Raw genomic sequence first — 12812 nt, forward strand, 5'->3', positions numbered from 1 at the left:
CTTCGGGCTGTCACCCGTTGGTAAACTCTTTTGTGCTAGACGTCTTGCAGCTGCCCTCTCGAGAGTTCAGGTAACACCGGCATGTTCGGCCTCCTACGCAAGGAAATTACCCCCGATCTGAAGGCGATCCCTCTTCTGAAGGACGTCTCCCAGCGGGCTATGCGCTCCGCCGGCAAGGAGGCCCGCTGGTTCGCCCTGCCCGCCGGCCAGCCGCTGTTTCTGGCTGGAGAGCCGGCTGATTCCATCTATTTCGTCCTGTCGGGCGCGCTCGGTGCCTTCGGCGCCAAAGGCGAGTTCGTCGGCCATATCCGCCCCGGCGAGCCAGTCGGCGAGATGGCTCTGTTCCTGGGCGGTGTCGGCAGCAATACAGAGGGCGAAGGACAAGACAGGCCCCATTCAGGCTCGGTCTATGCCCTGCGGGATTCTGAGGTCATCGCCCTGTCGCGGGCGGGCTGGAAGCTGCTGGTCAAGTCAGAGCCCGAGCTTCTGGAAGGCATGATCCGCATCATCCTGCGCCGTCTGGGCAGGGGTGATCAGCGCACGGGCGAAGCCGCCCCCAAAGTTTACACCCTCCTCTCCACCTCCCCCACCATCGACCTAGGCCTGCGCGCCCGGGCGCTGAAATCCGCTCTTGCCCGCTTTGGGAAGCGGGCCGTCATTGTTGAGGAGACCGAAGGGAGCGAAAAGCCCGCCGCCTTCTTCGACCAGCTGGAAACCGAGTATGACGCGGTCATCCTGATCGCCGCGATCGGCGACACGCCCTGGTTCCGCCTGTCAACGCGCCAGGCAGACCGGATCTGGGTGCTGGCCCGCTCTGATGCGCGCCCGTCTACCCCGCTGATGCCCGAAGACACTTCTCCTGCCCAGCGCCTCAAGCTCATCGACATTGTGCTCATCCATCCGGGCGCGGAGCGCCGCGCCTCCCGTCCGCAGGAATGGCTGCAGGCGGCAGGGGCGAAGCGCCTTTTCCACTGGCAGGGCGATAATGGCGCCGATGCCATGCGCCTGGCCCGCATCATGACTGGCCGGTCTGTCGGCCTCGTACTCTCTGGCGGCGGCGCGCGGGCCTACAGCCATATCGGCGCCATCCGCGCCATCCGTGAACTGGGCATCCCGATAGACTTTGCCGGCGGGGCCTCCATGGGGGCGGTTGTCGCCGCCTGTGTCGCCATCGGCTGGAGTGACGAGGAAATCGACCGGCGCATCCGCAAGGCCTTCGTCGAAACCAATCCCCTGGGCGACTATACTCTGCCCGTGGTCGGCATGGTGAAAGGCAAGCGCGTCAACCAGCGCCTGCAGGAACACTTCGGCGAGATTGACATCGGCGACCTGCAAATCCCCTTCTTCGCCCTTTCCACCAACCTCACCGACGGTCAGGCCAAGCTGCACCGCTGCGGTCTGCTGCGCACAGCCCTGCGCGCCACCATCTCCCTGCCGGGCATCCTGCCGCCCTTCGTCGAAGGGGAAGATATCCTCGTCGACGGCGCCGTACTCGACAATTTCCCCGTCGAATCGATGCGGGAACTGCATCAAGGCTTTGTCATCGGCTCGGATGTATCGGCCATCCGGGATGGTCTGAACCGGGAGGAATTCGTCCATCCCGAAAATTTCTGGCAATGGGTGTTCAAGCGCGGTTTCTCGTCTCCGCCACCAATCGCCGGCCTCCTGATGCGCGCCGCCACCATCCGGGATGACCGTCTCACCCCGCGCGACAAGGCCGACATTCTGATTCTGCCGGAACTGCCGGACATAGAACTGCGAGACTGGAAAGCTTATGAGGCTTCTGTCGAAGCTGGCTACAAAGCAGCCATGGATGCCCTGAAGGGCCACGAGATCCTGAGTCTCTGCTGCCCCGCCTGAAGCGAAACCACGCCCCAAAAGCGTGAAATATCAACGCTCCGTTAAGCTTGTACGCTGATGTTTCCTTAAAAAGAAATAGATGGCCTAAGGATTCGCTCGATGGATGCACGTCTGTTTGACCTGCTGCCAGTTGTCGTTTGTGAAATTGCTCCGGTGCGTGACGAAAATGGCGCGATCATTGATCTTCAATGGATCGACGCCAACCGCTTGATGAACGAATCAATCCTGCCGGGGGGCGGCAGCGTCGTCGGTATGCGCGTCTTCGAGTTCGACCCCGCCTATCGGGAGTCTGAGATGACGAAAAACGTCATCAAGGTGATCGAGACCGGTGAGCCGATCACTTACATGACCGGCCATGGCCGCGCCGCGAAGATGCTCGGCAAGGTGATGAAAACCGTCATCACGCCGACGGAAAATGGCGCCCTTGCCTGTTCCCACGAGGTTACAGAACTGGCTGAGGAACGCGACGCGGCACAGAAGCGCTTCGAGCTCGCCCGCGCCGCCTGCGATCATGCCATCCACGGCATCGTCATCACGGACCGAGTGAGCCGCATCCACTACGTCAACCACGCCATCTGCGAACTGCTTGGCTATTCGGAAGAAGAACTGCTCGGCAATGATGTCGGCATCCTGTTCGGCGTGAAAATCTTCGAGCCGCAGAAATCCCTCGGCAACAAGGTCGTCTCAGACATCGAAGATGGCAAGCTGATCCGTCATGTGTCCGACGCCGAGGCCTTCACGCAGAGCGGCGAGAAGATCCGTGTGCAGGCCTCCACATCCAGCGCCCGTTGGGGCAGCGACGATGAGATGGTATTCATCACCTATATCCGCGATGTGCGCGAGGAACGCCGCAAGGCCCACGAACTGCGGGACGCTCTCAACCGCGCCGAACAGGCCACGCGCCTCAAATCGGAATTCCTGGCCAATATGAGCCATGAAATCCGTACACCTCTGAACGGCGTCCTCGGCATGGCGCAGGTGCTCGCCCATAGCAAGCTGACGGAGACGCAGGCCGAACAGGTCGGCGTCATCCTCGACAGCGGCAATACGCTGATGGTGCTGCTGAACGACATTCTGGACCTGTCGAAGATTGAAGCCGGCCGGATGGACCTCTCCCCGGTGCCGGGCGATCTGCGCCACAAGCTCAGTGGTCTGTTCAAATTGCATGAAGCCGCCGCCCAGGAAAAGGGCATCAATATCCGCCTGTTTGTTGACCCCAGCGTACCCTCGCGCCTGATCTTCGATCCGGTACGCGTGCGCCAGTGTGTCGGCAATCTGGTTTCCAACGCCATCAAGTTCACCAGCCAGGGGGAAGTGATGATCGTGGTCACTTCCGAACCGCAGGAAAATGGCGCCCACCGCGTCGTCATCCACGTCTCCGATACCGGCGTCGGCATCGCGGCAGACAAGCTGGACCGCATCTTCGAAAGCTTTGCCCAGGAAGATGGCTCCACCACCCGCAAGTTCGGCGGCACAGGCCTTGGCCTGTCGATTACCCGGCGCCTCGCCCGCATGATGGGCGGCGATGTTACGGCCGTCAGCCAGGCAGGCCGCGGCTCCATCTTTACACTGAAGTTCATGGCCCAGCCCTCCACCATGAGCGTGGGCGACACATCCAACATGGTACACATGCCCGTGCGCACGCCTCGCACCGGCCTTACCGGCTGCCGCGCGCTGGTGGTGGACGATAATGGCATCAACCGCCGCGTCGCCCGCTCTTTCCTGGAGTATTATGGCATCGTCATCCGCGAAGCCTGCGATGGCAACGAAGCCCTCGAGATCATGAATCGCGAAACCTTCGACATTGTGCTGATGGACATTCACATGCCGGGCCTTGATGGTGACGAAGCCTTCAAGCGGCTGCGCACTTCGGGTAGCCTCAATCGCCTCGTCCCGGTGGTCGCACTGACCGCAGACTCGATGCATGGAGACCGGGAGAAATACCTCGCCAAGGGCTTTGACGGCTACGTCTCCAAGCCTATCGAGGAGCGCACGATGATCACTGTCATCAGTCAGATTCTTTCCGTCCCGGCGGAGGAAACAGAGGCCCTTCTGGCGGCAGGCTGACGCTGCGGCCTGACGTGGCGTGAGCTCAACAAAAGGCTCACCCGTCCGTAGACGGCCGGACGAGCGTGCCTATACTCTCCGTGAAGACCCACCGCTTCAGGTATATTGGGGAGAGCAAGCCATGGCCAAGCCGCTGAAAGTTCACAAATCCGTCGGCGAAGAATACCTCGCCACCGCAAAGCAGGGCAGCGCTGTGCACCGCTATCCCTTCCCGCCGGAAATGGTGTGGAACGCGCTGCTCGACGCCGAGACATGGACCCTGTGGCTGCCCATCACGAAAGTCATCTGGACCAGCCCCAAACCCTGGGGACCGGGCACCACGCGCACGGTTGAGATCGGCCAGCAGAAAGTAGAAGAAACCTTCTTCGCCTGGGAAGAAGGCCGCCGCATGGCTTTCCGCTTCGAACGCTCCACCCTACCCGTCTCAGCCGCAGTGGAAGATTACCGCGTCGTGCCCGTCGAGGGCGGCTGCGAAATGCGCTGGTCCGGCAAGGCCAGCGCGCCTCTCTTCCTCGGCGGGCTCATCACCGCCCAGCTCACCAAAGGACTCGTCCAGGGCCAGCCCAAGCTGGAAGAGCTCATCGCCGCCAACCCGGACAAATACAAATAGCCTTCAGGGTGCCACGCCCGGCCGCCGGTTACATTCCGGCGCGCCGTAGGCCTCCTTATAGCTGCGTCCGAAGCAGGCGATCAGCCCATCCAGAACACCCAGATTGAGGTCGCCATAGCCGGGTGAGGTCTTGCCGGCCATCGCTTCTCGCGCGGCCTCCAGCGCGCCCAGATCGCTGCGCAGGAAGGCTATGCTGCCCCGCACATACTCATCCCAGCCATAATGGCTCGTCTCGGGCGTATTCAACGACTGCTCGAACAAATAAGCCGCCCCCTCTTCGTCGCCCGCAAACGCGCGCAGCTGGCCTTCATGCCAGTAGAGAATGGACATCTCCCCAGTCTCACTGATCGGCCATTCCTCGTCATTTGGCAGGGTGATCATCACGGGCGCGCCCCTGGCGCGCAGCGCGGCGTGATAATCCCGGTGAAGATCAGCGGCGACAAGCTCGCACCCTGGCGTGGCCATCACAGACCGAATACCTTCCGTTCCCTGATCGAATTCCCAGTAATCGAGCGCCATCAATGCCGCCCGGTCCGCCACACAAGGGCTGCCCTCTTCTGCAATGCGCGCAGGCTCCGCCGCATGCGCGCAGCCCGCCATAAGCACGCCCAGAAATGCCGTCAGGTATTTCATTCCTCGGAAGCCCCCGCCAGAAAATCCGGAATCACCCCTCGCAGGTCGCCGTGATGGCCAAGCAGCAGATGCCCGCCGGTATCGTAGCGGATGAACTCCGCGCCGCTGATCCGCGCCGCAATCGTCTCGCTGATGGCAACAGGGTTCAGCCGGTCATCCGCCGCATGGACGACCAGAACCGGCGCGCGGATCGCCTCCAGATCATACTCCGCCTGCGGATCGACGGCGGCAATCTCGTTGCGCAGCCCCGCCAACCTGCCGGAAGCTGGCTGGACCCCCTCAACCAGACGGTCCACAAAATCGATATCCTCCGGCGCCCCCTCCAGCAGCTCGGGCCGCGCATCAAAGGCTGCCCTCAGCGTGCCCGGCGCCAGCCGCTTCATCAGCCAGAAGCCGACATCGCTGCCCGCAATCGCCGTATAGACAGCCGCCGGAACGGGCCGCCCCTCCACATCCCCGCCAAAGGGCGTAAACGGCGCCGGCGACAGCAGCACCACCGCGCCCACCCTGTCCGGATGCCGCGCCGCCAGTTGCAGGGCTGGCGGCGCCCCGCCCGACATCGCCAGCACGCCCACCCGATCGATCCCCAGCCCCGCCAAAAAGTCTGCCAGCGCGTCCGCTTGCGCCGCCGTAGATGCCTCCCCCGGAAGCGGGCTTCTGAGATACCCGAACCGCGACACGGAAATCCAGCGCCGCCCCGGCCCGCCCACGGCGTCCGCCAGCAGCAGCCCCTGATCAAACCCGCCGCCCGCGCCGTGGATCACCAGAATCGGTGGTCCCTCGCCTTGGATGGCGTATTCCACCGCGCCGTGCGGCGTGCGCGCCACCTCGCTCTGCCCCGCCAATGCCTCGGCGCGCTCCATTGCCTCGGTCCGCGCCAGTGTCAGCGCCACGCCCATCAAGACCACCAGAACAGCGGCCAACAACCCGAAGACCGTCACCGCCCGTTTCATGGCGCGGTGCCCGTCAGCCGCCCGCGCAACGCATCCGCATCCCGTAGGAACCAGACTGCCTTCCCCTTATTGGACTCATAGATGAAGTCCCGCAGCGCGCCGCTCTGTGCCACAGGCTGGGTCACGTCACCGAGGATCGCAAGTGGAATGCCATAATTGACGAACTTCTGAATCGCTTCCCCGGCCAGCCGTGTACTGAGCTTCAGGAAATCCGGACCGAGGCGGGAAAGCGGAATGGCGGTCATGTCCGCGTCCTGCGACCATACATCGGAAATGAAATCATTCGTGTCTCCGGTCGATGCCAGCAGGCGGCCTTCCTCCGCGAAGAACAGTAGGCGTTGCCGGGCAATCTCTTCCACTCGCATGATTCAGTAGTCGAGATCAGGCACGGACCAAACACTTTGGTTCCGCCATCTTTCAGAACATTCTCGGCGGTAAACTTCCAAGTAAGGCACGCCCATGCAGTCAAATAACACCAGTGCATGAATGAAAAGCGGGTTACTGGTTTCTGTACCGTGGCACATGTCGGGAGACGCGGAACAATATTCGCTTTCTTGCAGTGCATCCTCACGCAATGCGCGCAAGTGACTTAAAAACGCGGTTCGGTCTTCATTCAGGAAAGCAAGCAACACGTCATTGATAGAAACGTGGCTGGATAATGTGTCTTTCTGTGTGCTCAAAAGAACTTCGCGTGCTTCAGAGTACAATCCTTGAACCGCTAACGCTTCGGCCCAGTCATATCCAACCTTTCTCATCAGAACATTTTTAAAGTCCGCTTGATCGCGATAAGCATGGAAAAAAAACGCATCACTTGCTGGAATATCGATTAGCTCATTATACAGAGTTTCAAGAACTCCCGACCTTTGCTCCGCACGAATACGTGACATCCAAATCGGAGTTAAATGGTACGTTCCCAAACTAATATAACCAGCATCCAACAGGTCCGATGCTGTTAAGTCTAAAATTTCCTTTGGATCCTTCACCGGATACTCTGGGAGATAGACTACATCCATCCATTCATTGAAGCTGTGTCGATGCGAGCCGTTAAAATCTGCATCGCCCGCAGATTGCTCGCACGCCCCCGCCAGAAGTGCCGCAAGAATGGTGATCAGCCCCCGCCTCACGCCGTCTCCGCAAACAGCTCCCGGCCGATCAGCCAGCGGCGGATTTCGCTCGTCCCCGCGCCAATCTCATAGAGCTTGGCATCGCGCAGCAGGCGGCCAGTCGGATATTCGTTGATATAGCCGTTCCCGCCCAGCAGCTGTATTGCATCCAGCGCCAGCTTGGTAGCCGTTTCTGCCGCATACAGAATAGCGCCGGCCGCATCCTTGCGCGCCGTCTCGCCCCGGTCGCAGGCCTTGGCAACGGCATAGACATACGCCTTCGCCGCATTCATCTGCACATACATGTCAGCCAGCTTGCCCTGCACCAGCTGGAACTCGCCGATGGATTGGCCAAACTGTTTGCGGTCATGAATGTAAGGAATAACCACATCCAGACACGCCTGCATGATACCCGTCGGCCCGGCCGAGAGCACCGCGCGCTCATAGTCGAGCCCGCTCATCAGGATGCGCGCGCCCGCGCCCACCGGCCCCATCACATTCTCTTCGGGCACTTCGCAATCTTCAAACACCAGCTCCCCGGTTTCCGATCCGCGCATGCCGAGCTTGTCGAGCTTCTGAGCCACCGAAAAACCCTTGAAGCCACGCTCGATCAGGAAGGCCGTGATGCCCTTCGAGCCGCCTGCCGGATCAGTCTTCGCATACACGACGAGAGTGTCCGCATCCGGAGCATTGGTGATCCACATCTTGGTGCCGTTCAGCACATAGCGATCGCCCTTCTTGTCGGCGCGCAGCTTCATCGAAACCACATCCGAGCCTGCCCCGCTCTCGCTCATCGCCAAGCTGCCCAGATGCTCGCCGGAGATCAGCTTGGGCAGGTAACGCGCCTTCTGGCTGTCATTGCCCCAGCGGCGCAGCTGGTTGACGCAGAGGTTTGAGTGCGCGCCATAGGACAGGCCCACAGAGGCCGACGCGCGGGAGATTTCCTCCATCGCCACCACATGCTCAAGATAGCCGAGCCCGGTGCCGCCCCATTCCTCCTCTACCGTGATGCCGAGGAGGCCAAGCTCCCCCATCTTCGGCAGCAGGTCGCGCGGGAACTTGTCCGTCCGGTCGATTTCGGACGCGCGCGGCGCAATCTCGTTCTGGGCAAAGTTTTTCACGGTCTCGCGGATCATGTCCGCAGTTTCACCGAGATCGAAGTTAAGCGTGGGATATGTGTTCGTCAGCATGGCCCTTTCCTAGCAAGGGCCTGCCCGCCTGTCACCGGCTCAGTCGTCCTGCGTCATCGCCCTGTAGAGATAATAGGTCGCCACCACAAACAGGAACCCGCCACCCAGCGAGAGAAGCGGCCCCAGCCAGGTCTCGCCTTCATACAGCGCCGGTTCGGCGGCCACATCCACCAGCTCGCGTACGCCCAGAACCAGGCTCACCAGCCCGAGGCCCGACAGCAGCGCATAAGGCACCCACCGGCCCAGCGCCTCAGCGCCCGTCGGGCGCTGGCCGCCGCCATTCTCTTCCAGCGCCCGCTGGATGCCATTCTGGTCGATTTCCACAGGCGCCAGATCGTCCACGATCACGCCCTCTGCCGGTGGCAGCGGCGCTTCAGGCACCGGCGGTTGCGGGGTCTCAGGTGCCGCGCTGACTGTCGCTTCCGGCACAGGCGCCGCCGGCGCGGGCCGCGCCGCGCGCCGCCGCTCGATGCCATCGGGAGGGCCTTTGACCACGCCCGGCGGCTGCGGCAAGGGCTCATCCTCCGCAGGCCCCGCCAGATCGGCGATGGCGCGGGTAATATCTTCAACGCTGGGGCCTTCTTCGCCCGGCTCCAGCGTCCTCGTCGGCCGCGATGGCGGCGGCGGCGGGCTCTCGCCCAATATCCGCGCAATCCGTTCACTCACCGCGCGCGCGGCGGCCTGCGGCCCGCTATCCCCCCCACGCGCCCGCACCGCGGGGCGCTCATCCTCTGCCCGCGCCTCGATGATCACAGCCCGCTCCGGCGGCTGCGGGAACGGCTGCCCGCCATCTTCCGGAATCGGCCGGATCAGCGCACCCGGCACGGCAGCCGGCCCCGAAGGATGCGTCAGGAACAGCGAAATTTCCGCCGCTCGCCGGCGCACCAGCGCGTCGATGATCTTCACCTCGCCGCTCACCCGTCCCCGGCGCCACAGCCACATGTCGGACGCCGCCGCCAGCCGGTCGCCCTCATTGAGGTTCGACAGGACGCTGGAAGACTGGAACGCGCCCGGCCCGATATTCCAGGCGAAGGAGACCAGCGCATCAAATTCATTCTGGGTCAGCGGGGCGAGCACTTCGTCCTGGATCAGCTGCTCGATAGGCGGCAGATCGGAATGCACCAGCACCAGTTCGGCGTCCCGCGGGCTCACCGCAAGGCCCGGCCGCGCCGTGCGCGTATGCCCATAGCCCACAATCCATCGCCCATCCGGCAGCCGGCTGGCGCGCGACCGGAAGCCCTCGAAGCCTTTGATCAGCTCGAGTCCCCTGGCAGATGTGCGAAGCGGACCACCCAAAGTCCGTTGCTCCCATTCTGGTACAACTGGCAAAATGCCTACAGGGGCGCCCTGCAAAAGGCGCGCCTTTTCGCCTGAAAGGTGAGATTCGACTTGATTATGGCCAATTTACAAGAGGACGATGCTGGCAAGACCGAGGAAGCTGAAGAAAGCCATCACATCGGTCAATGTCAGAACGAACACGGATGACGCCACCGCCGGGTCTGCGCCGAGGCGTTTCAGCGTCAGCGGCACAAGGATGCCCGACATTCCCGCCCAGATGAATGTGCCCAGCATCGCGATCGCAATCACGACAGCCAGCGCCATATCCTGGAACCACAAGAGCGCCGCCGCCCCGACCCCGACGCCGATGATCAACCCGTTGATAAGCCCCGCCAGCGTTTCGCGCAGCACCGCCCGGCGCGCTGCGTCGCCGTCGAGTTCCCGTGTCGCAATCGCGCGCACGGCCACCGCGAGGCCCTGGCTCCCGGCATTCCCGCCCAGCGCCGCCACAACCGGCATCAGGATCGCCAGCGCCACAATCTGCTCAATCGCGCCCTCGAACACCGATATGATGCCGGACGCGACAAACGCCGTGATGAGGTTCACCCCCAGCCACGGCACGCGGGCCTTCACCGTCTCGAACACCGTATCGGACGCATCCGCCGACGACACGTTAGACAGGGCCAGCAAGTCTTCGGAATGTTCTTCCTGGATAACGTCGACCATATCGTCGACCGTGATCATCCCGACGAGCCGCCCGGCACTGTCCGTCACCGGCGCCGACGCCAGCGAGTATTTCTGGAACCGGAACGCCACCTCTTCCTGGTCAAGGTCCGGCGTGAGGGTCGTCATGGGGTCTTCCATGATGTCTTCCAGCGCCGTGTCGCGCGGCTGGCGCAGCAGCGCCGAAAGCTGCACAATTCCCAGCAGCCGGTGCGCCGGATCGATCACATAGATTTCGTAGAATGTCTCCGGCAGCTCCTCGCCGCGCCCGCGCGCATGGTCGATGGTCTCGCCCACCGTCCAGAATTCGGGCACCGCCACGAATTCCGTCTGCATCAGGCGCCCGGCCGAATCCTCATCATAGGCCAGACTGCGTTCCAGCTCGGCCCGGTCCACCGGGGCGAGGTCTTCCAGAATGCGCTCGCGGCGGTCATCCTCAAGGTCTTCAAGGATCGTCGTCGCATCGTCGGAATCGAGTTCGTCCAGCGCCTGCGCGACCGCCTCGTCAGGCAGCACATCAACCGCGCCTTCGCGATACGCGTCGCGCAGCTCGATCAGGATTTCAGACGGCAGATCCTCGCCGAGCAGGCCAACAGCCTCCTCGAACGTGTCATAGGGTAGCGTTTCCAGCGCATCGGCGGCGTCCGCCGGGTGCATTCGCTTCAGCGTGCGTGACAGCCAACGCGTATCGCGCTCATCGATGGCATCGATGAGATCCTTGAGCAGCACGGGATCAAGCCCGTCAGACTCCTGCTGGATAGGGGCGCTGGTGTCGGTCATGTGCGCCTGTCATGCCGGGGTTGGTGTTCCCCGGCAAGAGCAGGCGCTCATACAGGCCTCAACTGTAACGGAATTCTTCCCCGTCGAGGTCGATCTTGGGGAACTCGTCCTTCTCGCGCCAATAGTCCTGCGTGTGCTGCCACTCGCGCGCGGTGCCGCGTTTCGGCATCAGATGCATTGAGCGGGTCAGATAGCCGGGGTTGAAGTTGTCGCCGTCGATCCAGGGCAGGATTTCCATATTATGGTCCTGCGGGCGCAGGGCCACCTCCACCTGCTTCACCTTCTTCTCGTCCATATGTTTCAGGAGGCGGCAGACGAGATCGCCCATCATGTCCACCCGCAGGGTCCAGCTTGCCCGGAAATAGCCGAACACCCACACAAGATTGGGCACGCCGGTAAACATCATGCCCCGATAGGTGATCGTGTCAGACCAGTTCACCGGCTTGCCGTCCACCTCGAACGGTATGTTGCCCAGAACGGAAAGATCAAACCCCGTCGCCGTAATGATCACATCGGCTTCCAGTTCCGTGCCGGATTTCAGCAGGATGCCTTTCTCCGTAAACCGGTCGATATGGTCGGTCACCACGCTTGCCTTGCCCGCCTTGATACCTTCGAAAAGGTCCGCCTCCGGAACGAACGCGATGCGCTGCTGCCAAGGCCGGTAAGCCGGGGTGAAGTGGCTCATATCGAAGCCTTCCGGCAGACAGGCCTTCACCCCATCCAGCAATTCCTGGCGCAGCGCCTCAGCATCCTCAAAAGAGCGGCGCGTGAACTCGGCCTGGTCATGATTGTATTTCCGGCGTACGATCTCATGGATCCACGCCTCGTCTACGCCCAGCATCCGCAGCTCGTCGGCCAACACGTTTTCATTCCGTGCCGGGATGAAATAAGTGGGCGAACGCTGCAGCAGTGTCACATGCTCACACTGGCCGGCAATCGCCGGCACCACCGTCGCCGCCGTTGCGCCAGAGCCGATGCAGATCACTTTCTTGCCCGTCAGGTCCAGGTCTTCCGGCCACGTCTGCGGGTGAATGATCTGCCCTTTGAAATCGGCCATGCCTGGCCATTCGGGCGTGTAGCCCTGCGCATGATTGTAATAGCCTTGGCACATCCACAGGAAGTTCGCCGTGAAGGTCAGCACATCCCCGGTCTCAAGGTTTTCCGCCTTCACCGTCCACTTCTTCTTCGCGGTCGACCAGCTGGCCGACCGGATCTTGTGGCGATAGCGGATATGCTGGGCAAGATCGTTCTCTTCGATCACTTCCTGCATGTATCTGAGAATCTCTTCCCGGCTCGCAATCGGCGGGCCCACCCAGGGCTTGAACCGGTAGCCGAATGTATAAAGATCCGAGTCCGAACGAATGCCGGGATAGCGGTGCATGTGCCAGGTGCCGCCAAAGGTCTCATACGCCTCAAGCACCACGAACTTCTTCTTCGGCATCTGCGTTTTCAGATGATACGCCGCCCCGACGCCGGAAATCCCCGCGCCGACAATCAGCACATCGAAGTGTTCGGTCTTTGCCTTGGGTTTGCGTTCTTTGACTGCCGCCGTATCCGCCATGCATTCCTCCCTGGGCCCCGTCCACTTGCCGCGGGGTCATCAAATCACGTGCAA

At 62.2% G+C, this 12812-nt stretch carries 11 protein-coding genes; 3 read left to right on the top strand and 8 right to left on the bottom strand.

Annotated elements, in window-relative coordinates; translation table 11 throughout:
* Window positions 1-81 precede the first annotated feature (81 nt).
* From BBF93_RS09855 to BBF93_RS09865, 3 genes are all read left to right on the top strand, one after another.
* A complete protein-coding gene (locus tag BBF93_RS09855) occupies window positions 82-1860 on the top strand; it encodes a patatin-like phospholipase family protein (RefSeq protein WP_114105779.1) in 1779 nt (592 codons plus the stop codon).
* 99 nt (window positions 1861-1959) lie between these two features.
* The gene (locus BBF93_RS09860) at window positions 1960-3927 is read left to right on the top strand and encodes an ATP-binding protein (protein ID WP_035596871.1); all 1968 of its coding nucleotides are present in this window, start codon (window positions 1960-1962) and stop codon (window positions 3925-3927) included.
* Between the two features lie 121 nt (window positions 3928-4048).
* Window positions 4049-4537, top strand: a complete 489-nt coding sequence (locus tag BBF93_RS09865; RefSeq protein WP_114105780.1) for an SRPBCC family protein — start codon at window positions 4049-4051, stop codon at window positions 4535-4537.
* 3 nt (window positions 4538-4540) lie between these two features.
* Here BBF93_RS09865 and BBF93_RS09870 read toward each other — a convergent pair whose 3' ends face one another.
* From BBF93_RS09870 to BBF93_RS09900, 8 genes are all read right to left on the bottom strand, one after another.
* Window positions 4541-5170 (bottom strand): hypothetical protein, encoded by a 630-nt coding sequence (locus BBF93_RS09870; protein ID WP_114105781.1) that lies wholly within the window; start codon window positions 5168-5170, stop codon window positions 4541-4543.
* Complete coding sequence (locus BBF93_RS09875; RefSeq protein WP_114105782.1) at window positions 5167-6123, bottom strand: alpha/beta fold hydrolase; 957 nt, start codon at window positions 6121-6123, stop codon at window positions 5167-5169. Before BBF93_RS09875 ends, BBF93_RS09870 begins: the two co-directional genes overlap by 4 nt.
* A complete protein-coding gene (locus tag BBF93_RS09880; protein WP_233349071.1) occupies window positions 6120-6482 on the bottom strand; it encodes a DUF4180 domain-containing protein in 363 nt (120 codons plus the stop codon). Before BBF93_RS09880 ends, BBF93_RS09875 begins: the two co-directional genes overlap by 4 nt.
* Before the next feature lie 9 nt (window positions 6483-6491).
* A complete protein-coding gene (locus BBF93_RS19510) occupies window positions 6492-7247 on the bottom strand; it encodes a hypothetical protein (RefSeq protein WP_162786496.1) in 756 nt (251 codons plus the stop codon).
* Window positions 7244-8416, bottom strand: coding sequence for an isovaleryl-CoA dehydrogenase (locus tag BBF93_RS09885; RefSeq protein ID WP_114105784.1), 1173 nt, complete (start codon window positions 8414-8416; stop codon window positions 7244-7246). The genes BBF93_RS19510 and BBF93_RS09885 overlap by 4 nt, the downstream gene beginning before the upstream one ends.
* Window positions 8417-8455: 39 nt before the next feature.
* A complete protein-coding gene (locus BBF93_RS09890) occupies window positions 8456-9712 on the bottom strand; it encodes a lysozyme (protein WP_162786497.1) in 1257 nt (418 codons plus the stop codon).
* Between the two features lie 108 nt (window positions 9713-9820).
* On the bottom strand, window positions 9821-11197 hold the full coding sequence (gene mgtE, locus BBF93_RS09895; protein ID WP_114105786.1) for a magnesium transporter: 1377 nt from the start codon (window positions 11195-11197) through the stop codon (window positions 9821-9823).
* A gap of 58 nt (window positions 11198-11255) precedes the next feature.
* A complete protein-coding gene (locus BBF93_RS09900) occupies window positions 11256-12758 on the bottom strand; it encodes an NAD(P)/FAD-dependent oxidoreductase (RefSeq protein ID WP_114105787.1) in 1503 nt (500 codons plus the stop codon).
* Window positions 12759-12812: the final 54 nt, after the last annotated feature.

Origin of the sequence: Hyphomonas sp. CACIAM 19H1 (assembly GCF_003325995.1) — a bacterium.
In the GTDB taxonomy this organism is placed as follows: domain Bacteria; phylum Pseudomonadota; class Alphaproteobacteria; order Caulobacterales; family Hyphomonadaceae; genus Hyphomonas; species Hyphomonas polymorpha.